Raw genomic sequence first — 24,370 nt, 5'->3', positions numbered from 1 at the left:
CGGCCCTCTGTGACCTAGAACGAATGTTTGCCGAGGCGTGCTGCGAGTTCCGCACATTGCTGTCGGATGTCGGGAACGGCAATGATCTCCCAGAACGCGGCCCGCGTCAGCGGGCCGACGGCGTAGAGGCGGCGCGAGGGCGACCCGTCACGATTGAGGATTACGCAGTCGGGTGTGACGTCGATGCCGATCCGCAGCGGATCGATGCGGGCAAGGCCTTGGTCGAGCAGGCTGCGTACGGCCGGGTTGGTGCTCGCACCTGGATCCCGGACGATGCCGGTGCAGTCGACGATGGCTCCGACCTGAAGCTCGGACGTCTCGCTTTGGCCGCGCCTGCGGTAGCGAACGATCGCGCCGTCGGGATTCGGAGCGATGGCGGCGAGCTTGCCGGCGATGACCGTCAGCCGTTTTGCCGCGAGAGCCTCCGCAATGCGAGCCTCGACCTCCGGCGCGGTGCGGTGACGATGCACATCCCACCAGGCGCGGGCGTGTTCCAGGAAACGGCGCCTGGAGCTCAACGGCAGTTCCTGCCAAAGCCGCTGGGTGAAAGGCCTGATCGCGTCGACGGCACCGCGCCAGTCGCCGCCCTCAGTGACGTGCATCTCGATGCGGTGGCGAAACCAGCGCAGCAGCGGCCCGATCTCGGCGCCGAACGGGATCTCGCCTTCGGCGAAGCGCATTGGATCGACGCGTCGGTGGGCTCTCGGCAGAAGGCCGCGCCGCGACATTGCGACGATCCGCCCCTGATGTCCGTAGCGAAGCAACGACAGGACATAGTCGACCATCGAGAGACCCGTGCCGAGGATGAGCACGGTGGCCTTCGTGTCGATGCCGGCCTCGGCGGGTGAGGCCCACGGTTCGGCGTGGCCCGCCAGCAGCCGCACTGCGGCATCATGGCCGGTCGCGAGAATGGCCGTGCTCCCGGTGTAGCATGTTCCGTCTGCAAGGGTGACTGCGACGTCGGAGGGATTTTCGTGGATCGATACGCACTCGCCACGTACGATGGTCAGGCCATTAGACCCCTCACGCGATTTCAGCGGCGCGATCAGATCGGCGAGATAGTCCCCGTAGGTTTGCCGCGGAACGAAGCAATAGGGATCCGGACACAACGGTCCGGCGGGCTGCGCACACAGCCAGTTCCAGAAATGCTCGGGATCGTCGGGCAGCGCGCTCATATTCGTCACGCGCACATTGAGGAGATGTTCGGGATTCCCTGCATGATAGGCAAGTCCGCGTCCGATCTCGGGCCTCTTCTCGATCAAGGTCACGCGGAGATCGGATGGATTGGTCTTCAGCAGCTGAAAGGCGAGGAGGACGCCGCTGGCGCCTCCCCCGATGACGATCGCGTGCCGCCCCTCCGCACCCATCGTGCCGCCCCCGTTTTTCGTCGGTCGACCAACTTTGCAGGACTGCGTTTGGTTCTACGACCCGATTACGGTGATAGTCGGACGGACGTGACATATCTCCCTAGGTTAAAAGCGCGCAGTCATTTTTCTATCGAACTTGGGGTGCATAGAATGTTTATGTCGCTACGCGGCGGCTGTCGCCCTGTGAGGTGTCGATCATTCGGCAGCCACGGCGAGTTTGAGTTGCGGCTGCTGTGCGTGCATCGCACCGCTGACACCTGACGGGATCGAGGCCAGCAGCGACTTCGTATAGGGCTGCTGCGGATTGTCGAAGATCTCGGTGACCGCTCCATGCTCGACGATCCGCCCGCGGTGCATCACCGAGACGGTGTGGGCGAGCTGGCGCACCAGCGCCAGGTCGTGAGAAACGAACACATAGGTCAGGCCCAGATTGGCCTGTAGCGAGAGTAGCACTTCGACGATGTCGGCCTGGACGCTGACGTCGAGTGCGGAGGTGGGCTCGTCGAGCACGATCACCTCAGGCTCGAGCACCAGCGACCGGGCGATGGCGACGCGCTGGCGCTGGCCGCCTGACAGAGCTCCTGGTTTGCGGGACAGCAGGTGCTCGCCGAGCCGGACGTCGGCCAACGCTTCGCGTACCCGCTCGTCGCGCTCCTTGCGCGTTCCGACCTTGAAGCGGTCGAGCGGCTCGCGCACCAACTGCTCGACCGTCCATGTCGGATCGAGCGAAGTGAACGGGTTCTGGTAGACCAGCTGAAGATGACGCCATGCAGAGCGGAGTGCCTGAGGCGAACGACCGGTGATCGGTTCGCCTGCGACCGAGATGGTGCCGGCGTCAGGTTGCTCGAGGCCCAGCAGCAGCCGTATCGCCGTCGTCTTGCCCGAGCCGGACTCGCCGACCAGCGCGTGCGTGGTGCCGGCCGGAACTGTGAACGACAAATCGCTGGCGGCCGTCAGCGTCTTGCCGTCAACGGTAAAGGTCTTCGTGACGGCGCTGACCTCGATCTTTGGTGTCGCAGCGTCGCCGGTCTTGAGGGTTTGGAAGCCCGCGTCGCGCAGGGCAGCGTAGCGGTCAGGATTGAGGGCCGGAACGTCGGCGCGCAGCTTTCGCGCGTAGGCCGACGCCGGCGAGGAGAAGACGGAAGCGGTCCGGCCGGCTTCCTGAACGACGCCATCCTTGAGCACCACCAGCGCGTTCGCCCGTTCGGCGGCGATCGCCAGATCGTGAGTGATGAGCAGCAGGCTGATCTTGAAGTCGTGCTGCAGCCGCGTGAGCAGGTCGAGGATGCGCTTCTGGATCGTGACGTCGAGCGCAGAAGTCGGCTCGTCCGCCACCAGCAGTGCCGGCCGCGGAAGAATCGCGAGGCCAATCAGCACGCGCTGGAGCATGCCACCGGACAGCTGGTGCGGGTAGGAGTCGTAGACACGCTGAGGGTTGTCGAGCCCGACTTCGGCGAAGGTCTCCAGGATGAGCTGCTTGCGGATCGCCGTGTCGGGCTCGTCGAGCAGCGCGGCGGCCTCCTGTGCCTGGGCGCCGATCGTCCGCACCGGATTGAGCGAGTTGGCAGGATCCTGCGGCACGAACCCGATGGCGCGTCCCCGCAGCGGCCGGAAGCCGCGCTCGGAGATATCAAGCACCTCCTGGCCGTCGAACGCGACGCGGCCGGTGGCGCGTCCGCCGCTGGGAAGCAGCCGCAGCACCGCGCGGGCGATCGTCGATTTGCCGGAGCCGGACTCCCCGATGAGAGCAAGGCTCTCGCCGCGGCCGAGTTCAAACCCGACATTGGTCACGACCTCGTGCGGCCCGTAAGAGACCGAGAGGCCATCGACCCGGAGCAGCGGAAGCGGGCGCAGCGGCACTGGCGCGGTGCGCTCGGCGCGCGTGAATGTGTTTGCGGTCAGTCTGTCTTGCGCAGCCATCGGCTGATCCTGTTCACGGAGAGGACGGTCGCGATTGTCACGAAGGCGGGCGCATACACTAGCCACGGCCATTTGAGGTAGTCCTTGCCGATCGAGATCAGCAGGCCCCAGTCGGAGGCGGGAGGCGGATCGCCGTAGCCGAGGAAGGCAAGGCTCGCGATCACCAGGATCGACAGGCCGAATTGCAAGACCGCGAGCGGGAGCACCGAGCGCGACGCGTTCGGCAGCACGTGCCGCAGCAAGATGTGCCAGCGCGAGCCGCCCATCAGGAACGCGGCCTCGACAAAAACCGCCTGCCGGGTCTTGATCACTTCCGAGCGCATCACCCGGGCAAACACGGCGACCGCGGAGACGCCGGTCGCGATCGCGGCGTTGGTGGTGTCGAAACCGATCGCGGTGACCACGATGACTGCCAGCAAGAAGTTCGGGATCGCCAGCAGCACGTCGACCAGGCGAGCAAGCACAATGTCCACCCAGCCGCTGAGAAAGCCCGCCAGAAGCCCTATGAGTCCGCCTGCTACGGCGGCAATGACGACGGCGATGAGCGCGCTCGTCACCGAGGATGCCGTGCCGTAGACGACGCGGGCATAAAGGTCGCGGCCGAGGTGGTCGGTGCCGAACCAATGCGCGGCGCTCGGGCTGAGCAGCTTCTCAGCAGGAACGCCGACGATCGGGCTATGAGTCGTGAACAAGCCCGGCGCCAGCGACCATGCGATCACGAGCGCGATGACCACGAAAGAAAGCGCGACGGTCGGCGGCACGCGAAGAGCTGTCAACCGGCCGATCGACGTGCCGCGCGAAGCAGAAGAGAAGGAGGCGAGGGTCATGAGGTCACCGCTGCGGATGTGGCAGTCGCGCTGTCGTCAGCGGTGGTCGGGCGCACCCTGCGACCTCCGATCAGCTTCACGCGCGGATCGAGCAGCGGGTAGACGAGGTCGGCGATCAAATTGACCAGCACGAACACGACTGCGGCGAGCGAGACGACCGCCTGCAGGACAGGCAGGTCCTGCGTGCTCACCGAGCGCTGCACCAGGCTGCCGATGCCCGTGCGTCCGAACACTGTCTCGGTGATCAGCGAACCGCCGAGCAACTCGCCGATCGCGAGTGCAATGACGGTGACGACCGGGAGCGAAGACGGTTTGAGCAAATGCCTGGCAAACAGACGCGCTTGTCCCAGTCCACGGCTGCGCGCAACGGCGGCGTATTCCTGCTCGGACTCCTTGTCGAGGTTCGCGATCAGCACCTCGGTGATCCGCGCGGAGACGGGCCCCCCGAGCGCGATCGCGGCGAAGAAAGTTGCCCAGAAGCTATCAGGCGCAATCACCCGAAACAGCCCGAGCTGGAAACCGAAGATGTGGATCAGTGCCAGGCCGATCACGAAATTCGGCACTGACAGGAACAACGACGGGAAACCGCGCAGCAAGCCCTGGCCGCAACGTTTCGGAACAAACTGCGTGCCGTAGGCAATCGTGAGCGCCAGCAGCAGCGCGATGGCAAACGCCGCTGATGCGAGGATCAACGTCGAAGGTAGAACCTCGGCAATCAGGGTTGTCACCGGCCGGCTGGACCGCATCGACAAGCCGAGGTCACCCGTCACGAAGTTGGACAAGGACGTCCAGAGCTGGACCGGAATCGGCCTATCTAAGCCCTGGGCGGCGATGATCTGCCTGATCTGGTCCTCACTGAACCCGTTCTGGGGGTCGCGTAGCACGTTGGTGATGGGATCGCCGGGAAGGATGCTGACGACGACGAAGGTGAAGACGTAAGCCAACAGGATGACGATGACAGCCTGGGCGAAACGCTTTGCGGCATAGGACAGATAGGCACTTCTCATGCCGGTTGCCTCACACTGCTCGGTTGCACCGCGCCCTATTCGCCGATCGTCGCCGTGTAATAGCTGGCGTAGGCGATGCCGTTGTAGACCTCTCCCTTGAGCTTCGGAGACTGCACGTAGATGCGCTGGACGATCTGCGTGCGCGGGATGAAGTAGCCTTGCTCGAGAACGTAGGTCTGCAACTCGTCGAGCAGCGGATTGCGAATGTCGAGAGAGGCCGCGCCGGCAATCTTGTCGCGAAGCTCGTTGAGCTTCTTGTCGCTGTCGCCGAGATTGAACCAGTTCTCACCATTGTTGGCATCGGTGAGGATGCTGGCGACCGTGCCGGCGTCGATGAAGCTGCGCGTCACCTCGTAGGCCGGCACAGCTGGTCCGCCGAACCGGACCTTCTCGCCGAACGTCACGACGTCGTAGGCCCGGATGGTGACCTTCCATCCGATCTTGCCGAGTTGCTGGGCGATGAGCTCGTCGACCGACTTCGCCGTCGCGAGGTAGGGATTGGAGTGAAGTGTGAGCGACAGCTGCTTGCCCTCCTTGGTGCGGATGCCATTGGCCCCCTTGATCCAGCCGGCTTCGTCGAGAAGCTTCTCGGCCTTGCCGGGGTCATAGGCCAGGAGGTCGCTGTGGTCGGTCGCACCGGGCACGTTGCTCTGGATGAAGGACGTCGCCAGCTTCCAGTCAGGCGTATAGACGGTGTCGATGATCTCCTTCCGGTCGATGCCGGCCTGGAGCGCCTGTCGCACCTTCACGTCATTGTACGGCTCCAGCTTGGTGTTGATCGCGAGGCCGTTGACAAAGCCGAGATAGCGCGGCGTCGCGATCGTGAACCCGGCCTCCTTGAGAGACTTCAATTCCTGCGGTGAGGGGCTGTAGGCGACATCGGCCTGTCCCGACTGGACGGCCGCGACCCGGAGCGACGGCTCCGATACAAGCTTGTAGGTGATCGAATTGAGATAGGCCGGGCCGGTGTGGCCGACGGCGGCGGGACCCCAATTGTAGTCCTTGCGCTTGACCAGCTTGACGAAATCGCCCTCCTTCCAGGAGGCGACCACATACGGCCCGCTGCCGGATGTCTTGGAGAGGTCGGCCTGCTGGGCCGCAGGTTGCGCGATGGTTTTCGGGGAGATCAGGATCGAGCCATGGTAGCCGAGCGTCGGGATGAACCCGAGCGTCGGTGCCTTGAAGAAGACTTTCACCGTGGCCGCGTCGACCGCCTCGGCGCGCTCGTAAGTCTTCGGAAACAGCCCAATCGGGTTGATGCCATCGTTTTTGCGACCGGCATACCAGATGTCGAGATTGGCGACGACAGCCGCTGCGTCAAGCGGAGTGCCGTCGGAGAAGGTCACGCCCTTCTTGAGGTGCAGGGTGAACTGCGTGGCGTCGCCGTTCTGCTCCCAGCTCTCGGCGATCCAGGGACTGACCTTGCCGTCAGCATCGACATAGACGAGCTTGTCGGTCACATGGCCCCAGACGTGGCCCTGGAAGCTGGAGATCGCACTGTTGTTCGGGATCCACGTGCTGCCGAGCGAGTCGATCAGGAAGGTGATGTCGCCGCCTGTTGGTGGAGCGCCGGCGCTCCGTGCCGGAGACAGTCCCGCCATTGCTGTTAGGGCGACCGCAGTCACTACGGAGGTCGCGGCCAGCAGGCGACGCCGGGAGAGCGAGAGCGAAGAGAAGCGCGCGATCATGGAAGGCCCCTGATGATTGGTGGCGTCGATCGCGGCATTCATGGAGATGCTTCGGCACGACCGGCGTTTCTGCGTAGGAGAAGCGAAACGAACGGATCTGGCCATTCCAAATTTCGCTGGAGATGGACAACAAATGCTTCGGGATCGGAGCCATGTGAGTGACAGCTATTTTGTCGTCAGTGCAAACGCACTCGGCTGCGGTTGTCTTGTGACCAAATACGTATCGATTGTCGCACTTGGTCGCATGTCAGTTTTGAGACGCGTGCCAGGGGCGGTCGCACTGGAGCGGAGCTCGATGCTTTCACAAACTTGGTTGAAGCCGCTGCGGTAAGCTGCGCGCGCCTCAGCCCATGCGAGATGGGGCCTCCGCTCGAATCTGCCGTTCTCGCCGTCGACTTTGCTTGCGGGTCAAAGGCGCGCTCGCGACGGTTCGCGCGACACCGACGTTTTAGCGGGTCCACGTGTTCGGAACGAATGGTCCGCCGAGGTGCTGGATGACCTGACGCATGTGAGACGTCGTTCGGAGCATCACCAGAGACGATTGTCTATCTGCGAGCGGACGTCGGCGTGAGCGGATAGTTCCTCGTTGGGGGTGTCGAAATCCGTCCGGTGCGGATCGACACTGCCCTTTGGGTTGTGGTTCCACCATAATCGCGCCAATGCGCAGCGAATGACCCGGCAGAGGCGTCTCATTTTCTCGAGTGGCTGGGGAGAACGCGACACCAGTACCGCTGGCCATAGGCAGAATGGCGATCAACGGTGGCTATACTATTTTCGCGGAAGTAGTATAACCGGGCGACTACTAAGCGGATGTTGTAACCAGTTGAAATATCAAGACTATCGCTTTTCCGTGGCCCCCATGATGGACTGGACCGACCGGCATTGCCGGGTGTTCCACCGTCATCTCACGCGGCGGGCGCTGCTCTATACGGAGATGCTGACCACTGGCGCCATCATCCATGGCGACCGGGAGCGGCTGCTCGGGTTCGATGCGTCGGAGCACCCGGTGGCGCTTCAGCTTGGCGGCTCGGATCCGCGCGAGCTCCCGCAGGCGGCGCGGATCGGCGAGGCGTTCGGCTATGACGAGATCAATCTCAATGTCGGTTGCCCGTCCGATCGCGTGAAGGATGGCCGCTTTGGCGCCTGTCTCATGGCGGAGCCGGAGCTGGTGGCGAGGTGTGTCGATGCGATGAAGCAGGCGGTCGGCGTTCCCGTCACGGTGAAATGCCGCATCGGGATCGACGACCAGGACCCCGAAGCGGCGCTCGATACGCTTGCGCGCGCGGTGGTCGCAACGGGGTGCGATGCGCTGATCGTGCATGCCCGGAAAGCCTGGCTCAACGGCCTGTCACCGAAGGAGAACCGCGACATCCCGCCGCTCGACTACGAGCGCGTCTATCGGCTCAAGCGTGCGATGCCTGATGTGCCCGTCATCATCAATGGCGGCATCCCAGGCATCGACGAGGCGGTAGCACATCTCGAACATGTCGATGGCGTGATGCTCGGCCGCGCCGCCTATCAGGATCCCTGGCGGCTGCTCTCCGTCGATTCCGATATCTTCGGCGAAGCGGCGCCGCATGCGACGATGCAGGACGCGCTCGAAGCGATGATGCCTTATATCGAGGCGCAGCTCGCGCGCGGCACGCGCCTGCACGCCATCACACGGCATTTCGTCGGCGCATTCCACGCCGTGCCCGGCGCGCGCGCTTTCCGCCGCCATCTTGCCGAGCAGGGGGTAAAGCCGGGCGCCGGTCTCGACGTGCTGCGCGATGCGATCGCGCGCGTCGGTGTGCGTGCGCCGGTTGAGGCGGCCGCCTAACTGCCGCCAGGTGAAGAGCCGGATCGCAACATCCGGCTCTTCGTCGATCGATCGGTCTCAGCGGAACAGGTCGAAGTGATAATTCACGCCGACGCGGAAAGAGTGGAATTTCGCGTCGTTCCAGTCCGGCAGGTCGTCGTGCTTGAACTCGGTGTAGAGATATTCGGCCTTGGCCGACCATTTCGGCAGGAACGCCCATTCGACGCCGCCGCCTGCCGTCCAGCCCATCTTCATCTTGTTGATCGGCCCGTCCTTCAATTCGCCGGCGGCAAGACCGGCGGTCCCGAAGAACAGCAGGCGTGAATCCATCGTCGCGATACCGGCGCGGGCGCGGCCGGTCATGTACCAGGGCAGGCTGACTGCGGCGCTGTTGAGCGCGTCGTGGTTCTTGATGTCTCCGCCTTCGAAGTCGTTCTCGATGCCGACCACGAACATCGGCGAGAGCTGGTAGTTATAACCGATTTGCACGCCGCCGACGGCGCCCTTGACCTTGCCGCCACTCGCGCCGACGAGATTGTTGAAGGCATCGTCGCCGCTCTCGGCATAGCCGGCGTTGAATCCCGCATAGAGACCCGTCCACGAATATACCGGCTGCGGTGCCGTATAGGCGGAGGCGGGCGCTGCATAGCGCGGCGACAGGTCGGCAGCGCAGGCGCTGCCTGCGGCGAACACAGCGGCAAAGGGCAGGGTGCGCATCGTGCGGCGTAAGGCGGCTCTTGCAGTCATAATTCACAGTCTCCCACTTGGCCGCGTCCCTTCGGGAGCAGCGCCTGTCCACCCTGATCCGGGAATGTGATTGTTATAAACCGACTGGGCGGTTTGTAAATAGCGCAAATGCCACCCCGGAGCGCTTTCGCGGCGCACCGACTGAAGTCGTGTTCTGGATGGGGCGCAGCCTGCGCAATCAAGCCTGTCGGCAGGCGGGCGGCGGCTCGCGTGGGCGGTCTAGTCGACCGCCATCCGCGCGCGGCGGGGGCTGCTCTGGAGCTCGGGATAGCCGGTGAGCATCAGCTTGTCGGCGCGCACGCCCCAGCTCTCCAGGCGGTCGAGGAAGCTCATGCCGAGCAGATTGGTCTTCATCTGTCCGCGCTGCACGACGAGGGCCGGCACCGATTTCTCGACGAGGTGGCCGACGGCAAGGCGGTCGAGCGTCAGCCGGGCCGCCTTGGTGTGGCCGCCCGCGGTCTCCAGGTCGACGTCATATTCAAGCATCTCGAGCGGCAGCCCGATGGCTTTCGCGGTTTCCCAGGTCAGCACCACGGAGGTCGCACCGGTGTCGATCACCATCGGTGCGGCGACGCCGTTGATCTTCGCGCGCAGCGCGAATTCGCCGCCCTGGCCGCGGTGGATCTGCACGGCGGGGGCCGGCGCGGCGGTCTGGGCGCGGAAGATGTGCGAAACCTTGTGGCTCGCACGCGCGATCTGATCGGGATCGCCATAGGCGACGACGGCACCTGCGGTGCCGGCGAGCATGACGAGAACGAGCAGGAAGCGGATCATCGCGCACCTCCATATGCGCGCGGGCCGGTCAGGCGCGTTTCTGCGATCCCGCGATCGGCGCAAGGCCGGCCTCCGCCATGCGCGCCGGCAGCAGCGCCATAACCGAGAGCCGCTCCGCGCTTTCCATGGCGTGCCAGCGCGCGATCTCCGGCAAGGTGCGGCCGCAGCCGAAGCACAGCTTGGTCTTGGGATCGATCATGCAGACGGCGACGCACGGCGTTTCTTTGCTCATTCGGATATAGTGAGGGATCGTCGGGCATTTCTGCAAGCATATCGTTAAGAGCCCGTGCCTGCGCTCATGATTGGCTTGTGGCGCGGCCGGCGCTTCTCGTCAGGCACGAGGGAGCCCTCCGGCTGGAGCGGTGGAGAATCATCCGACAGCGGCGCGAGCGCGCTCATCACGCGCTCCGGCGGGAAGGTGACAATCACCTCGGTGCCGATGCGCAGCTTCGATTTCAGCGTGAACGTGCCGCCATGCAGGTCGATCAGGTTCTTGGCGATGGGCAGGCCGAGGCCCGCGCCCTGTTCGGCCGATTTGATCGAGTTGGAGCCCTGGCCGAAGGAAGCGAGCACGATCGGAATCTCGTCCTCGGGGATGCCGGAGCCGGTATCCCTCACCGAGAGATATTGTCCGCCCGAAGCGGTCCAGCCGGCCTTGAGCCAGATCTCGCCGCCCTGCGGCGTGAACTTGATCGAGTTGGAGAGCAGGTTGAGCACGACCTGGCGGATCGCGCGCTCGTCGGCCCAGAGCCGCGGCATGGCCTGCTCGAACACCTCGTGGATGGTAATGCCGCGACTCGATGCGCGCAGCTTCATCAAATGGTGACAGTCGGCGACGATGCCGACCAGCGACACGGCTTCCTCGTTCAGCTCGTAGCGGCCCGCCTCGATCCGCGACAGATCGAGAATCTCGTTGATGAGATTGAGCAGGTGCACGCCGGAATTGTGGATGTCGGCCGAGTACTCCTTGTAGACCGGCACCGCGTGCGCGCCAAAAATCTCGCTCTTCATCACCTCGGAGAAGCCGAGGATGGCGTTCAGCGGCGTGCGCAGCTCGTGGCTCATCTGCGCGAGGAAGCGCGACTTGGCGACATTGGCGGATTCGGCGCGGTGGCGCGCTTCGTCCGAGATCGCCTTGGCCTGTTCGAGCTCGCCGATCAGCGCGTCCTTCTCGGCGCGCGCCTCGAGCGTGGCGAAGGTCGAGGAATGCAGCCGATGCGCCAGCAGCACGAAATAGCCTTCGGCGCCGAGCGCGAGCGCCGCCAGGATGTAATTGTCCAGCGAGCCGGTCACCGCAAAGCTCAGCGCCATGGCGACTGCGACCGGTGCGGTGGCGGCAAGTGCGGCGATCGGCAGATTGGCGGCGAGCATGCTCGATACTGCGATCACCAGCAGCATCAGGAACATCATCAGTGTTTCCGTGACCATGTCGAGCACGGGATGGATCAGGATCGCCATCCAGCACAGGCCATAGAGCAGGTCGAGCACGACGAAGCGCGTCCGCCAGGCGCGCGTCGCGGCGGGCGAGGCGGGCTCGGTCAGGAAGCGCCGGCAGCTGCGGATCATCGCGCCGTGGATGCAGAGCATGCCGGCGGTCCAGGCCGCGGCGGGGATCGGCTGCATCCACAGTCCGAACAGCACGCCGGTCGCAACCACCAGCAGCATTACGACATAGGAGGCCGACAGCCGCGTCTGGGCATATTGGCGCAGCATCTCGGCGTCGAAGGCCGGCCGGGTTCCGCTGGTCGACGTTAACTTATCGCGCGCCTCGCGCACCCGCTGCGCCGCAGCCCTTCGGCTGCTCGCCGATGGAGCGCTTACCGGCTCGGCCGGAAGCTGCACAACCTCAGGCTTTTCAGCGGGGTTACTCATCAAGCAACACGATTCCTGCCCACGCCGGACGCGGGCCTTCTGCATTGTCTATCTCTGGCAAGAAATCCTTAAGAGCTGACTTAAGGAGCTAAAGAATTACGTTAACCAGGCGTTAATCTGGATCCGGCCTGAACGGCTCAATGCTGCGCCGCGTGCTGTGCGATGTATACCACCGCACCGGCCAGATAGCCGGCGAGCGCGGGGCCGGCGATGCGGCGGGCGTACCAGAGGAACTCGATGCGCTCGAGCCCCATCGCGGCAACCCCCGCGGCCGAGCCGATGATCAGGATCGAGCCGCCGGTGCCGGCGCAATAGGCGATGAACTCCCAGATGAAGCTGTCCGGCGGATAATGCGCGAGGTCGTACATGCCCATGGTCGCGGCGACCAGCGGCACGTTGTCGATGACGGCGCTGAGCAGGCCGAGCGCGACGACGATGACGTCCTGTCGGCCGAGGGTGGCATCGAGCCATTTGGCCAGCATCGAGAGCAGGCCGGCGTGATCGAGGCAGGCGACCGCGAGCAGGATGCCGACGAAGAACACGATCGAGCTCATGTCGATCCGTGCCAGCGCGTGCACCAGCGTGAGGGGCTGGCGCACATGCTCGTCCTTGTGGCGGTGCACGATCTCGCCGACCAGCCAGAGCACGCCGAGCCCGAACAGGATGCCCATGAACGGCGCCAGATGCGTAACCGCCTTGAACGCGGGCACCGCGATCAGGGTGCCGAGCCCGAGATAGAACATCAGGTTGCGCTCGAACCGGTCGACGACCAGCAGCCCGGTGTCCTTCGACGGCGGCGCGATGGTCTTGCCCTTGAGCGAGAAGCTGATGAAGACGAGCGGTACGAGCAGATTGAGGAGCGAGGGCAGGAACACCGCGCTCATGATCTTCAGCGGCGAGATCTGCCCGCCGATCCACAGCATGGTCGTGGTGACGTCGCCGATCACGGTCCACGCGCCGCCCGCATTGGCGGCGATGACGATGAGGGAGGCGAACAGCAGGCGGTCGTCGCGACGGGCGATCAGCTTCTGGATCAGCGAGATCATGACGATGGTGGTCGTCAGATTGTCCAGGATCGCGCTCAGGAAAAACGTCACGAAGCCGATCAGCCAGATCAGCGCCACCTGGCTCGTGGTGCGGATCAGCGAGGTGATGACCTCGAAACCGTCATGGGCGTCGATCACCTCGACGATGGTCATGGCGCCGATCAGGAAGAAAACGATCTGCGCGGTGGAGCCGACGGACTCGTCGAGCTGGCGGCCGACCAGCGCGTGGTCGCCGGTCGCGATCGCGTAGACACTCCAGAGCAGGCCCGCACCGAGCAGCGCGGAGGCGCTCTTGTTGACGCGAAGGGGATGCTCGAGCGCGATCGCCGCATAGGCGAGGACGAAGATGGCGGCGATCGCGATCAGCAAGGTCGTTTCAGATCGTCAGATGTCAGCGGTTGAGGCGCGCAAGCAGGCTGGACGTATCCCAGCGCTTGCCGCCCATCTTCTCGACTTCGGCGTAGAACTGGTCGACCAGCGCGGTCACCGGCAGGTTGGCGCCGTTGCGGCGGGCTTCGGCCAGGGAGATCGATAGGTCCTTGCGCATCCATTCGACCGCAAAGCCGAAATCGTACTTGTCCTCGTTCATGGTCTTGTAGCGGTTCTCCATCTGCCACGACTGCGCCGCGCCCTTGGAGATGGTCTCGATCACTGCGGCGACGTCGAGGCCACTCTTCTTGGCGAAGTGAATACCCTCGGAGAGGCCCTGGACCAGGCCCGCGATGCAGATCTGGTTGACCATCTTGGTCAGCTGGCCGGAGCCGGCGGGCCCGAGCAGTTTGCACATCCGCGCATAGGCGCCGGTGATCACCGGCTCAGCGCCGGCATAGGCGTCCTCGGCGCCGCCGCACATCACCGTCAGCACGCCGTTCTCGGCGCCGGCCTGGCCGCCGGAGACCGGAGCGTCGACGAACTTGAAGCCGGCCTTGGTGGCGGCCGCGTCGAGCTCGCGCGCGACTTCGGCGGAGGCGGTGGTGTGGTCGACGAAGGTCGCGCCCTTCTTCATGCCGGCGAAGGCGCCGTCGGGGCCGATCGTGACCGCGCGCAGGTCATTGTCGTTGCCGACGCAGCACATCACGAAATCCTGGCCCTCGGCGGCGGCCTTCGGGGTCGCCGCGGTCTTGCCGCCGAACTTGTCCGCCCATTCCTTCGCCTTGGCCGCGGTGCGGTTGTAGACGGTGACCTCGTGGCCCCCTTTTTTCACGAGGTGTCCGGCCATGGGGAAGCCCATGACGCCAAGACCGAGGAAAGCGACTTTAGCCATGTGTGGTACCTTGTCGGTAGTTTGGGTTTTACGGTTCTTGCCGGGCGAGGGACGCCAAATCGGCGCCCTGGAACTTCCGCCGCGAGGGCGGATCGGAGGCGCACCATAAACCGTTAGGCCGGGAGGGCAACGGCTTCGTTTGGCGGCCCCCTGTGCTAGGATGGCGGGACTTAAGGACTTCAAAAAAGGGAGCGAAAGCATGGGCGGCGTGAGCGTTGGCGTCCTCGATCATTTCAACATCCGGACCCGGAATCTGGCCGAGACGGTCCGCTTCTACGAGGACGTGCTGGGCCTGGAAAACGGCGCCCGGCCGAATTTCGCCTTCCCGGGGGCCTGGATGTACAGCGAGGGCAGGCCGGTGGTGCACCTCGTCGATATTTCTCCGACCTCGGAGCCACAAAAGCCGGATTCCGGCGTTGTTCACCACGTCGCCTTCGTCAGCCGCGGTTTTGAGGGCATGAAGCAGCGACTGACGTCCAAAGGGATGAAATTCGACTCCCGCCAGGTGCCCGGCGGCGACCTCTGGCAGATCTTCGTGCACGACCCCAACGGGGTGATGATCGAGCTGAACTACGAGGCGGCCATGGAGCAGGGGGCGGCGCCCGCCGAGATGGCTGACGATATCGGCAGGCAGTAGCCTTTTGGGCGTTTCCGCTCTAATGGGGCACATCTTGGACTCATGGAGATGCGCTTTGAGCGTGACGCAGCAACAGGTTCTCGACAGCCTCGCCCGGATCAAATCGCCGCGCGGGGTCGCGCTCGCCAATGCCAATGTGCTGAGCGCGATCAGCGCCTCTGACGGCAAGGTGTTCTTCTCGATCAATGTCGACGCCGCGGAGGCGCGGGCCTGGGAGTCCGTCCGGGCCGAGGCCGAGGCCGCCGTGCGCACCATTCCCGGCGTCACCACCGTGATGGTGGCGCTGACCGCCGAGCGCAAGCCGGGCTCTGCACCACCTCCGCCGCCCACGCCAAGCCGCGGCACGCCCGGCGTGCAGCCGGTCCATGCCCACAAGCCGCCGCAGGGCGGCCAATCGCCGATGGCGCGGCAATCCGAGATTCCGGGCGTCGCCGCGGTGATCGCGGTCGCCTCCGGCAAGGGCGGCGTCGGCAAGTCGACCACCGCGCTCAATCTGGCGCTGGGCCTGCGCGACCTCGGCCTCAAGGTCGGGCTTCTGGATGCGGACATCTACGGCCCCTCGGTGCCGCGGCTGACGGGCCTGCACGACAAGCCGGAGCTCAACGCCGAGCGCAAGATGATTCCGCTCCGGCGCTTCGGCCTCGCGATCATGTCGATCGGCTTCCTGGTGGAGGAAGAGACCGCGATGATCTGGCGCGGTCCGATGGTGATGTCGGCGGTGACGCAGATGCTGCGCGACGTCGCATGGGGCGAGCTCGACGTGCTCGTCGTCGACATGCCGCCCGGCACCGGCGATGCCCAGCTCACGCTGGCGCAGAACGTGCCGCTGAAGGGCGCCGTGATCGTCTCGACCCCGCAGGACCTGTCGCTGATCGACGCGCGGCGGGGGCTTGCGATGTTTCGGAAGGTCAACGTGCCCGTGCTCGGCATCGTCGAGAACATGAGCTACTTCCAGTGCCCGCATTGCGGCACGAAATCCGACATCTTCGGCCATGGCGGGGCGCGCCACGAGGCCGAGAAGCTCGGAGTCCCGTTCCTGGGCGAGATCCCCCTGCACATGGCGATTCGCGCCACTTCGGACGCCGGCAATCCCGTCGTCGACAGCGAGCCGGACGGCCCCCATGCGGCGATCTACCGCGCCATTGCGGGCCAGGTCCGGGACCAGCTCAAGGGCGTCATCGCGGCGGCCTGAGCGAGACGCGGCCAATCCATTGGGGACATGCGACTTTCGTAGAGCCCCGTCATGCCAATGTCGCGTTCCGCAGGCGGGGCTTCCGTGTTAAACGCCCACAGCAGTCAAGCCCCTTCGGTTCGACGCGGGCCAAGCGCGTCGCCGGAATGAGCGGCGGCAAAGAGGAAGTTCGGGGAAACGCCCCAGCAAGGAGAGACCTGAAGATGAAGCGTCGTGATTTCCTGAAAGTGTCGGCAGCAGGCGCGGCGGCGACCGCCGCGGTGGCCTCGCCGGCGATCGCGCAATCCTCGCCCGAGATCAAGTGGCGCCTGACCTCGAGCTTCCCGAAGTCGCTCGACACCATCTATGGCGCCGGCGAGCAGGTGGCGAAGTACGTCGCCGAGATGACTGACAACAAGTTCCAGATCCAGGTGTTCGCCGCCGGCGAGATCGTGCCCGGCCTCCAGGCGCTCGACGCGACCTCGAACGGTACGGTCGAGATGTGCCACACCGTCTCGTACTACTATGTCGGCAAGGACCCGACCTTTGCGATCTACGCCTCGGTGCCCTTCGGCCTCAACGCGCGCCAGCAGAACTCCTGGTGGTACCAGGGCGGCGGCATGGAGCTCGGCACCGAGTTCTTCAAGAAGTCGAACGTGATCGGCTTCGCCTGCGGCAACACCGGCGCCCAGATGGGCGGCTGGTTCCGCAAGGAGATCAAGACCGTTGCGGATCTCTCCGGCCTGAAGATGCGCATCGGCGGCATCGCCGGCCAAGTGCTTCAGAGGGTCGGTGTGGTGCCGCAGCAGCTCGCCGGCGGCGACATCTATCCGGCGCTGGAGAAGGGCACCATCGACGGCGCCGAATGGGTCGGCCCCTACGATGACGAGAAGCTCGGCTTCGCCAAGGTCGCCAAGTACTACTACTATCCGGGCTTCTGGGAAGGCGGCCCGATGGTGCACGCCTTCACCAACCTCGACAAGTGGAATGCGCTGCCGAAGAACTACCAGGCGATCCTCACCAACGCGATGGCCAACGCCAACAGCTGGATGGCCGCGCGCTACGACATGCAGAACCCGGCTGCGCTGAAGCGACTGGTTGCCGGCGGCACCCAGCTGCGTCCGTTCACCAACGAGGTGCTGGAAGCCTGTCTCAAGGCGACCAACGAATTGTGGGCGGAGATCTCGGCCAAGAACGCCGACTTCAAGAAGTCGATCGACGCCATGCAGGCCTACCGCTCCGACGAATATCTGTGGTGGCAGGTCGCCGAGTACACCTACGACAGCTTCATGATCCGCTCGCGCACCCGCGGCTGATCTGTCGAGCAAGTCGCAAGACGACAGAGCCCGGCCTCCTTCGCGAGGCCGGGCTTTTTCTTTGCTGCGGGCGCATCCGAAGGTGCCGAAACAAATAATGTCGAAAACAACCCCATGCACAGTAGAAATGGGGTGAGGGCACGTTGCCCGGCGGATGCTGCTAACAATTTGACGTGTCGGCGCATTTCAGCGGGAAGCGGAAATCGTCGCGCAGTCGGGGCAAAAACGGCGATTTGCCCGGCGGCGACCGGAACGACATCGTCATTTGGCGCGCATCTGCCTCGACACCGCCATTGCGAGCCAACGGGTCCGCGCCAGGGGCGGCCCGATGACAGGCCCCGCGAAGCATCCAGAGTCCCTCCGCGGAAAGATCCTGGATTGCTTCGCTTCCGCCTTCGCTCTTTGAGCTTCGGCGGACAAGCCGCTCGCAATGACGGGCGGATGGAGTTGGGCTCAGCCTGGCAGCGAACCGGTTTGACTCGTCGGGCAAAACAGTGGCAGAAAGCAATCATCGCATAATCCGAAATTGGCGCACGGCGCCGATCGTTGGTCTTCAACAAGATCAAGCACTGCCGCCGCGTTGCGACGCGCTATGACCAGCTCGCCGCCAACTACCTTGCCTTCGTTCGACTCGCATCAATCAGGCTATGGCTGCGCAAATGAGTACGCGTCCTAGTGCCGCCACGATCTCTGCCATTGAGCTCATCTGAGAAAGAAGAAATCATCTTTCGCGGAAAGGGAGCCGTATGCAAATGGCTGCTGCTGTTTACGCGTTACCTCGACGACATCTTCTCTAACGAAGTCAAACAGCCTTCGCACCTCTATCGCAGGCTTCTGCTCCATTCTCTTCACCAACGCCTCTGCGAATGGACTGTTTTTGCCATCGCCATCAAGAGCAAATTCGCCATGTTTCGCGGAGTAGACGACCAGCGTTCCGGGTTCTGGCTCTATACGACCGAGTCCCTGCCCAATGACAGAAGAACCAATCCCGTCAATGCCCCGGGATGCCGATGCTACACCAACCTGCTTTGCATATGGATTGTTGCGACATGCATCGAGAATAACCAATCGCAGTTTCTTGCTGACTTCAGCGGCGTTCAGCTGGTATTCCATATTGACCATTTGATTTGAGATGCTGTTCTCGTCTGTCATTTGAGCGTCAATCGGAACCATATAGTTGACGCCACCGACCTCTATTCCGTGCCCTGCGAAATAGATGGCCGCCCAGTCAGACATTTTAGCCGTCTTCTGGAAATCTTTAAGCGCAGCCATCATCTCTGCCCGAGATAGCTTGAGCTTGATCGTATCGTCAAAACCAACATTACGCAGCGTTCGTGCGAAGAGTTCTGCATCACGTGTTGGGTTATCGAGCGCTGGCACATTTCTGTACTTGCTGTTGCCGATAACGAGCGCCACACGTTTTCCGCCCGAAGGCGCCGCAGCGGGAGGCGTCCCAATATCATTTGGTGCCGCTGCTTCAGCGGGTGAGTTGCGTAAATCCGCTCGTTGTTTCCTGTCTAACGCTAACTGGAGATTTTCCTGTGCAACCGCGTAGTTGGGGTTCAGCCGAACAGCTTCTTTGTAATCACTGATCGCTTTGTCCAGATCGCCTTTCTTGCTCCACGCCGTTCCACGATGATTGTATGGATTGGCAAGCTTTGGATTTAACCGAATCGATTCGGTCAGATCGGCGATCGCCTTGTCGTAATCGCCCTTGAAGCTCCAAGCCAAACCGCGAACGCTGTAGCTAACCGCATTCCGCGGGTTGAGCCGGATCGATTCGTTCAAATCAGCAATCGCATTCTCGTAACCACTCTTGCCGGTCCAAGCCAGACCACGATTGCTGTAAGCAATCGCATTCTTCGGGTCCAGCCGTATCGACTCGTTCAAGTCAACGATTGCTCTGTCGTAGTCACGCTTGCCCATCCAAGCCGAGCCACGGCCGCTGTAAGCCGTCGCTTCCCTTGGGTTCAACCGAATTGACTCGTTCCAATCGGCGATTGCTTTGTCGTAGTCGCCCTTGTGGTAGAAAACCGTGCCACGATTTTGATAGGCGACCGCGTCCTTCGGGTTCAGCCGAATCGACTCGTTCATATCGGGGATCGCTTTGTCGTAGTCGCCCTTCATCGCCCAGGCTCGACCACGATTGCTGTAAGAGGACGCCAACTTCGGATTCAACCTTAGCGCTTCTTCGAAATCAGCGATGGCCTTGTCGTAATCGCCCTTGGCGCTCCAAGCCGATCCACGGTTGTGATAGGCGATCGACACGTTTTGACTCTTCGGATTCTGTTTGATGGCTGTGCTGCAACCAGCGATCACTTCGTCGACGCTTCCTCGGTTACAAAGGTCAACGGCTGATTGTGCAGCAGCCGTACAAAGCCCGACCATGACATCAGCAGCAAGCACAAAAGAAATAAGTAGCAACCTTCTCATTGTACCCTCAAATGATCTTCTAACCGCATCAATCATGATCACGCAGAGGTTTCGATCAAGGGATTTTTCGGCGTTCCGAGGCGACTCGCCAGCCATCGATGACGACCTTGGGGCAACTGGCAAGTAGCCAGGAGATCGAAGCTGGGCCATCCTCACGTCACACGGGGCCTCGCCGACGACGGTGATTACCCAAATCGCCATCCAGGGATCCTCCGGCGGCAAAAACGTTGACTGGACGGAGAAGGTCGGCGACGAAACAATATCGCAGGGGATAGGGGCGCAGAGAGCCGCTACGTCGGGCTTGCGTTCTGCCAGGTATAGGGGAGCTGCGCATGGCGATCGTCTTCATCACAGGCAGCACGGATGGTCTTGGCCGGGCGGCGGCGCAAGCGCTGCTCGATCAGGGCCACCGGGTGGTGCTGCACGCGCGATCGGCTGATCGCGCCGCGGCGGTTGCGGACTTCGCCTCGCATGCTGTGGCGATCGTGGTCGGCGACCTCAGGAGCGCCGTCGAGACGAAGGGCATCGCCGACCAGGTCAACGCGATCGGACGCATGGACGCGATCATCCACAATGCCGGCGTCTACACGGAGCGGAGCCGCGGCGCGACAGCGGAGGGGCACGCCGGCACGCTGGCAATCAACACGCTGGCGCCGTACATGCTGACGGCCCTGATCGCGCGGCCGAAGCGGCTGGTCTATCTCAGTAGCGGTCTGCACCGCGGCGGCGAGGGCTCATTGCGCGACCTCGACTGGACCAAGCGAAGCTGGGATGCGGCGAAGGCCTATGCCGAAAGCAAGCTGCACGCGGTCGCGCTGGCTTACGCACTGGGACGGCGCTGGCCGCGCGTCCTGAGCAATGCGGTCGATCCCGGTTGGGTGCGCACCAAAATGGGCGGTGCGGGTGCCCCCGTGGATCTCGACACCGGACAGCAGACGCAGTCCTGGCTTGCCGTCAGCGAAGAGCCGGCTGCGCTGGTGAGCGGCCGCTACTGGCATCACCTCCGGCAGGAGCAGCCGGCCGGTGAGGCGACCGACCCGACATTCCAGGACGCCCTCATCGCCGGACTGTGGGAGCTGACAGGCGTGAAGCTTCCAGCGGCACAGCCTGCGGCCTGCACGATGCTCTCGGCTCCGGCGCATGCTCAAAGCAGTCGGGCGGGATCAACAAAACGGGAGATGTGAAACCGCTCACAATCGTGTCGGAGAATTGGCTCTAGAAAAGCCCAGGAGCCGGCAAGCTTCCGCTCCGCGCCGATCGCCGCGAAGCGGTGTGCGAGCCGCGGCTGGGGCGCGCAAGCTACGAGCGGCAGGTCTGAACTCCGGTTCCGCGTCGTTTTGACGATCATTCGATTTGATTCCAATCGGGCGTGCACCATGGATGGTGCGCGTCCCGGGCGGAAAAGCGGGGTGACCGGCGAGATGCAGGCACCCGTAGATGCGGAGAGCAGCACGAACACGGCGGGGTGCGGCTTGCGCCGATCCCCGGGCGGTCGGCGCGTGCAGATGTGCGGCATTACAACCGCCACTCGCCCATTGCGCGCTTTTCTGTCCGGTATAGACTTTGAGTAGGCGTGAGATTTTTGCGCTGGCATGTGCGCGGCTGAGGGTTGCGTCGTGGCGAAAGTCGTTTTCAATCTGACCATTGAAGATAGTGGCGATAGTCATTGCCGTATCGTCGCGGAATACAATTCAACGTGCCGCGAGATTGAAGTCGAGAAGCTCAAGCCGAGTTTTCGTCAAAATCTGAGGCCGTTGCAGGAAGCAATTCTCCAGTGCGCTGCCGCGCGCAGCGCCGACGTGGCGATGCGCGCGCGAAACGAGAATGCGGCCGCGGCAGGCGGTGGTGATGAGGCAAAACCCGCTCTCCGTGACGCTGCCGGAAGTCTGACCTCGGGATCGGACGAACGGATCGTGCAGGAAGTCGGATCGCAACTCTTCGAGTTCATCTTTCAGCGCAAGATCCTCGAGCTCTATCAGGAATGTTCCCATGCGGCGCGAAAGGACGATCAGCCGTTCCTGATCCGTCTGCGGGTCACCGATCCCACGCTCGCCTACGTGCCCTGGGAGACGATGTACGACAAGAAGAACCGCTTCTACGTGACGACGTCCCAAAGCACGCCATTCATGCGCGCCGTCGACGACTATGTCGAGGAGCGCCGGGCGTGCGCAGCAAGGCCGATACGGATGCTGGGCATGGCTGCGCGGGTCAAGGTCCTGAACGGATTCCCGCTGGACGAGATCGAGGTCGATGCCGAGCAGGTCGCGATCAAGAAGGCGCTGAGTGAGTTGAATGACGGCAAGCGGATGAAGCTGTCCTGGATCCCCTCGGCAAAGGCGCGGGATCTCAACCGCCGCTTCCTGAGGGGAGATGAAGGCAAGCGGTGGGACTTGTTTCACTTCATCGGGCACGGCGGCCACGATCCCGAGCGGCAGATGGGCTTCATCGTGGTCCAGGAGGAGGGCGGGTCGAAGGGCATCAGGCTTTATGCCGACTCGCTGAAGGCATTCCTGACCCAGCCCGGTCAAACGCCGAGTCTCGTCGTCCTGAACTCCTGCAGCGGCGCGCAGGGCGAACCGGGCTCCCTGTTCTCGAGCACCGCCGCCGAGCTCATTCAGGGAGGCGTGCCCGCCGTGATCGCCATGCAGTTCGAGATCAGCGACAATATGGGTCTCGCGTTCGCCGATACTTTCTACACCTACCTGGCGGAAAACGTATCGATCCAGTCCGCGCTGGCGCATACCCGGGCCGAATTGAAGGCGCGGCAGTTCGCCGAATGGATTTCGCCGGTGCTTTATATGCGCGGCCTCGACGGGGAAATTTTCGTGGACCGGGCCGGATCGGAGTGAGTTTTCATCCATGCATGGCCTTGACCACTCGATCGTAGCTCTCTGCCTCGGTGCGATCGCGATCTGCATCGTCAGCGCGATCGACTTTCACGCGCCCTTCCAAACCGCGGACATTCGCTATGCCGTGATGCGCGATCGCTATTATTTCGCGGTCGTTGGCTACGTCATGATTGCGGTGGTGTTCTATTTCTTCGTCGCGATCCTGATGTCCCGCGGAGTCGAACTTCTCGTTGCGATACCGGGGACGATTGCCTTCATGGTGCTGGCGCCCCACCTGCCGCTGCTCGGTTGGGTGATCGATTTTCTGCGGAGCATGATGCAGACGCTGGCCCGCTACCCACAGGCCGTGGAGACCGTCATCGTCGCCATCGCGCGGTCGCCCATCAGCGTGACGGAGCGGGCGGCGCCCGAGCTGCAGCGCGAGCTCGCAGGGTATGGCGTTCCCGCCGGGCTGATCGAGAAGGCGCTCAATGACGACAACCAGGTGCTGGCCGTCGGCGCGGCAAGCATGATCAAGCAGGTCGCTTCCCTCCATACCAGTTTTGTCGAACTGCGCGAGAACAAGCGGTTCGCGAGATTTTTCCGCGCCAGGAAAGCCGCCTTCGACGAGATGGAAAAGCAATATCGACGAATGCTGCGACGGTCGGCCCGTGCACTCCTGCTGACCGAGGACATCACGGTGTCGGATGTTGACGCGGTGGAGCTGGTGCTCGAGATTTCCGATTTCATCGTGGAGGAATGCGAGGACCTGCGCGTTGCGTACCAGCGTCGATTGGCCGAGGCGACGTTGTCGGTGGTCGACAGGCGTGACTCCCGGACGGAGCTGATTTCCAGCTTCGGATATCAGACCGTTCTCCCCCAGCCGCTGCCGTTTGCGCCCCTGGTGATCATCTTCGTGCTCGACTTCGTGGTCTCCGTCTTGCCGCTGTTCTTCATGAACCTGTCGAAGAACTATGAAGTCGGCTCGCTGACCGGAGGGCTCTCCTCCGCCGCACATGCGGTGGCCCTCACGATCTCGATCTTCTTTGCGATCTATCCGAAGGCCTCCACAAATTTCGCGCGTCCCTCGCTGTACGCCTTGCCGTGGCGCTCTTATGTGGTCTTCGGGGCATTGTCCTATCTGGCCGGCAATGCCGTCCTCTGGATAACTTACAGCACGATCCCGATCGCGCCCGGCTGGCTGGCGAGCGGTCATCCGCTTGCGGCGAGCTCGCTGCTGTCCCTGGTCTTCCTGACCAATACGCTGGTCCTGAGCATTCTTCTCGACGTGCGGCTGAGGGCCGATGCGCTGGACTATCACGAGGCAAGGCTGAGGGACGGCGCGACCCACGCGGTGGTGATGGCGTGTGCCATGGTCTGCCTTCTCATCGGCTTCACATTGGTGAGCAGGCATTTCGGTCTGAACATGCCGTACATCTCCTGGCTGGTGTACGGGAGCATCGTCGCTCTGTTCGGGCTGCTCGGCTTCGTCATGGGCTATCTCGTGCCGTCGACCGCGGAAGCCTACATCGAGGCCAACAAGCTGATCCGGAAGTCGTCGGCGCTTAATGGCAATCGGCTCGAATGGGCGGCGCCGGTGTCTCAGCCGAGCACGCAGGTCAGGACTTGATTTCACGCCGGGCTCGCAAGCCCGAGCGGCACACGAGGACGCGAC

The 24,370-nt window shown here is 63.4% G+C and carries 19 protein-coding genes and 1 pseudogene; 8 read left to right on the top strand and 12 right to left on the bottom strand.

The features are described from left to right. Positions 1 to 14 precede the first annotated feature (14 nt). The 5 genes from XI08_RS39280 to XI08_RS39260 form a co-directional block, all read right to left on the bottom strand. Entirely contained in the window at positions 15 to 1,367 is a 1,353-nt protein-coding gene (locus XI08_RS39280) for an FAD/NAD(P)-binding protein (protein ID WP_271578530.1), read from the bottom strand. Positions 1,368 to 1,562: 195 nt separating this feature from the next. Beyond that, positions 1,563 to 3,287 (bottom strand): ABC transporter ATP-binding protein, encoded by a 1,725-nt coding sequence (locus XI08_RS39275; RefSeq protein WP_271578529.1) that lies wholly within the window; start codon positions 3,285 to 3,287, stop codon positions 1,563 to 1,565. Then, on the bottom strand, positions 3,266 to 4,114 hold the full coding sequence (locus XI08_RS39270; RefSeq protein WP_271578528.1) for an ABC transporter permease: 849 nt from the start codon (positions 4,112 to 4,114) through the stop codon (positions 3,266 to 3,268). Before XI08_RS39270 ends, XI08_RS39275 begins: the two co-directional genes overlap by 22 nt. Continuing rightward, a complete protein-coding gene (locus XI08_RS39265; RefSeq protein ID WP_271578527.1) occupies positions 4,111 to 5,121 on the bottom strand; it encodes an ABC transporter permease in 1,011 nt (336 codons plus the stop codon). Before XI08_RS39265 ends, XI08_RS39270 begins: the two co-directional genes overlap by 4 nt. A 35-nt stretch (positions 5,122 to 5,156) precedes the next feature. After that, on the bottom strand, positions 5,157 to 6,809 hold the full coding sequence (locus tag XI08_RS39260; protein WP_271578620.1) for an ABC transporter substrate-binding protein: 1,653 nt from the start codon (positions 6,807 to 6,809) through the stop codon (positions 5,157 to 5,159). Between the two features lie 823 nt (positions 6,810 to 7,632). Here XI08_RS39260 and dusA point away from each other — a divergent pair. After that, on the top strand, positions 7,633 to 8,628 hold the full coding sequence (dusA, locus tag XI08_RS39255) for a tRNA dihydrouridine(20/20a) synthase DusA (protein WP_271578526.1): 996 nt from the start codon (positions 7,633 to 7,635) through the stop codon (positions 8,626 to 8,628). 57 nt (positions 8,629 to 8,685) lie between these two features. Here dusA and XI08_RS39250 read toward each other — a convergent pair whose 3' ends face one another. From XI08_RS39250 to XI08_RS39225, 6 genes are all read right to left on the bottom strand, one after another. Next, on the bottom strand, positions 8,686 to 9,354 hold the full coding sequence (locus tag XI08_RS39250; RefSeq protein WP_271578525.1) for an outer membrane protein: 669 nt from the start codon (positions 9,352 to 9,354) through the stop codon (positions 8,686 to 8,688). Between the two features lie 219 nt (positions 9,355 to 9,573). Then, entirely contained in the window at positions 9,574 to 10,128 is a 555-nt protein-coding gene (locus tag XI08_RS39245; RefSeq protein ID WP_025576432.1) for a TIGR02281 family clan AA aspartic protease, read from the bottom strand. A 28-nt stretch (positions 10,129 to 10,156) separates the two neighbouring features. After that, positions 10,157 to 10,360: a DUF1289 domain-containing protein gene (locus XI08_RS39240; RefSeq protein ID WP_027544558.1), complete on the bottom strand. Its 204-nt coding sequence runs from the start codon at positions 10,358 to 10,360 to the stop codon at positions 10,157 to 10,159. A gap of 44 nt (positions 10,361 to 10,404) precedes the next feature. Continuing rightward, positions 10,405 to 12,000, bottom strand: a complete 1,596-nt coding sequence (locus XI08_RS39235) for a sensor histidine kinase (RefSeq protein ID WP_271578524.1) — start codon at positions 11,998 to 12,000, stop codon at positions 10,405 to 10,407. Positions 12,001 to 12,137: 137 nt separating this feature from the next. Further along, positions 12,138 to 13,415, bottom strand: coding sequence for a sodium:proton antiporter NhaD (gene nhaD / locus XI08_RS39230; protein ID WP_271578523.1), 1,278 nt, complete (start codon positions 13,413 to 13,415; stop codon positions 12,138 to 12,140). A 22-nt stretch (positions 13,416 to 13,437) separates the two neighbouring features. Further along, complete coding sequence (locus XI08_RS39225; RefSeq protein ID WP_271578522.1) at positions 13,438 to 14,310, bottom strand: NAD(P)-dependent oxidoreductase; 873 nt, start codon at positions 14,308 to 14,310, stop codon at positions 13,438 to 13,440. Between the two features lie 199 nt (positions 14,311 to 14,509). Between XI08_RS39225 and XI08_RS39220 the strand changes: the two genes are divergently transcribed. From XI08_RS39220 to XI08_RS39205, 4 genes and pseudogenes are all read left to right on the top strand, one after another. Continuing rightward, positions 14,510 to 14,947 carry a VOC family protein gene (locus XI08_RS39220; RefSeq protein WP_027544554.1) on the top strand — a complete coding sequence of 146 codons (438 nt, stop codon included), beginning with the start codon at positions 14,510 to 14,512 and terminating at the stop codon, positions 14,945 to 14,947. Positions 14,948 to 15,002: 55 nt separating this feature from the next. Beyond that, positions 15,003 to 16,139, top strand: coding sequence for an Mrp/NBP35 family ATP-binding protein (locus XI08_RS39215; RefSeq protein WP_271578521.1), 1,137 nt, complete (start codon positions 15,003 to 15,005; stop codon positions 16,137 to 16,139). A 203-nt stretch (positions 16,140 to 16,342) separates the two neighbouring features. Then, positions 16,343 to 17,434: a TRAP transporter substrate-binding protein gene (locus XI08_RS39210; RefSeq protein WP_027544552.1), complete on the top strand. Its 1,092-nt coding sequence runs from the start codon at positions 16,343 to 16,345 to the stop codon at positions 17,432 to 17,434. A gap of 552 nt (positions 17,435 to 17,986) precedes the next feature. Beyond that, positions 17,987 to 18,097 (top strand): annotated as a pseudogene (locus tag XI08_RS39205) (IS5/IS1182 family transposase); the annotation flags it as partial. A 39-nt stretch (positions 18,098 to 18,136) separates the two neighbouring features. Here XI08_RS39205 and XI08_RS39200 read toward each other — a convergent pair. After that, on the bottom strand, positions 18,137 to 19,903 hold the full coding sequence (locus XI08_RS39200; protein ID WP_271578619.1) for a tetratricopeptide repeat protein: 1,767 nt from the start codon (positions 19,901 to 19,903) through the stop codon (positions 18,137 to 18,139). Between the two features lie 296 nt (positions 19,904 to 20,199). On the opposite strand from XI08_RS39200, the gene XI08_RS39190 reads away from it, so the two are divergent. The 3 genes from XI08_RS39190 to XI08_RS39180 all read left to right on the top strand — a co-directional run bounded on the left by XI08_RS39190 (position 20,200) and on the right by XI08_RS39180 (position 24,325). After that, a complete protein-coding gene (locus XI08_RS39190; RefSeq protein ID WP_271578520.1) occupies positions 20,200 to 21,051 on the top strand; it encodes an SDR family NAD(P)-dependent oxidoreductase in 852 nt (283 codons plus the stop codon). A gap of 432 nt (positions 21,052 to 21,483) precedes the next feature. Further along, complete coding sequence (locus tag XI08_RS39185) at positions 21,484 to 22,716, top strand: CHAT domain-containing protein (RefSeq protein WP_167770689.1); 1,233 nt, start codon at positions 21,484 to 21,486, stop codon at positions 22,714 to 22,716. Between the two features lie 10 nt (positions 22,717 to 22,726). Continuing rightward, positions 22,727 to 24,325 carry a hypothetical protein gene (locus XI08_RS39180; RefSeq protein ID WP_271578519.1) on the top strand — a complete coding sequence of 533 codons (1,599 nt, stop codon included), beginning with the start codon at positions 22,727 to 22,729 and terminating at the stop codon, positions 24,323 to 24,325. Positions 24,326 to 24,370 lie beyond the last annotated feature (45 nt).

It is taken from the genome of Bradyrhizobium sp. CCBAU 11361 (assembly GCF_028128935.1).
In the GTDB taxonomy this organism is placed as follows: Bacteria; Pseudomonadota; Alphaproteobacteria; order Rhizobiales; family Xanthobacteraceae; genus Bradyrhizobium; species Bradyrhizobium niftali.
This window is presented reverse-complemented; position numbering and strand designations above follow the sequence as displayed.

What these genes read in the sequence shown, in the direction of transcription:
- XI08_RS39280 (WP_271578530.1), bottom strand. Translation starts at nt 1,367, where the DNA reads ATGGGTGCGGAGGGGCGGCACGCGATCGTCATCGGGGGAGGCGCCAGC.
- XI08_RS39275 (WP_271578529.1), bottom strand. Translation starts at nt 3,287, where the DNA reads ATGGCTGCGCAAGACAGACTGACCGCAAACACATTCACGCGCGCCGAG.
- XI08_RS39270 (WP_271578528.1), bottom strand. Translation starts at nt 4,114, where the DNA reads ATGACCCTCGCCTCCTTCTCTTCTGCTTCGCGCGGCACGTCGATCGGC.
- XI08_RS39265 (WP_271578527.1), bottom strand. Translation starts at nt 5,121, where the DNA reads ATGAGAAGTGCCTATCTGTCCTATGCCGCAAAGCGTTTCGCCCAGGCT.
- XI08_RS39260 (WP_271578620.1), bottom strand. Translation starts at nt 6,809, where the DNA reads ATGATCGCGCGCTTCTCTTCGCTCTCGCTCTCCCGGCGTCGCCTGCTG.
- XI08_RS39250 (WP_271578525.1), bottom strand. Translation starts at nt 9,354, where the DNA reads ATGACTGCAAGAGCCGCCTTACGCCGCACGATGCGCACCCTGCCCTTT.
- XI08_RS39245 (WP_025576432.1), bottom strand. Translation starts at nt 10,128, where the DNA reads ATGATCCGCTTCCTGCTCGTTCTCGTCATGCTCGCCGGCACCGCAGGT.
- XI08_RS39240 (WP_027544558.1), bottom strand. Translation starts at nt 10,360, where the DNA reads ATGAGCAAAGAAACGCCGTGCGTCGCCGTCTGCATGATCGATCCCAAG.
- XI08_RS39235 (WP_271578524.1), bottom strand. Translation starts at nt 12,000, where the DNA reads ATGAGTAACCCCGCTGAAAAGCCTGAGGTTGTGCAGCTTCCGGCCGAG.
- XI08_RS39225 (WP_271578522.1), bottom strand. Translation starts at nt 14,310, where the DNA reads ATGGCTAAAGTCGCTTTCCTCGGTCTTGGCGTCATGGGCTTCCCCATG.
- XI08_RS39220 (WP_027544554.1), top strand. Translation starts at nt 14,510, where the DNA reads ATGGGCGGCGTGAGCGTTGGCGTCCTCGATCATTTCAACATCCGGACC.
- XI08_RS39210 (WP_027544552.1), top strand. Translation starts at nt 16,343, where the DNA reads ATGAAGCGTCGTGATTTCCTGAAAGTGTCGGCAGCAGGCGCGGCGGCG.
- XI08_RS39200 (WP_271578619.1), bottom strand. Translation starts at nt 19,903, where the DNA reads ATGATTGATGCGGTTAGAAGATCATTTGAGGGTACAATGAGAAGGTTG.
- XI08_RS39190 (WP_271578520.1), top strand. Translation starts at nt 20,200, where the DNA reads ATGGCGATCGTCTTCATCACAGGCAGCACGGATGGTCTTGGCCGGGCG.
- XI08_RS39180 (WP_271578519.1), top strand. Translation starts at nt 22,727, where the DNA reads ATGCATGGCCTTGACCACTCGATCGTAGCTCTCTGCCTCGGTGCGATC.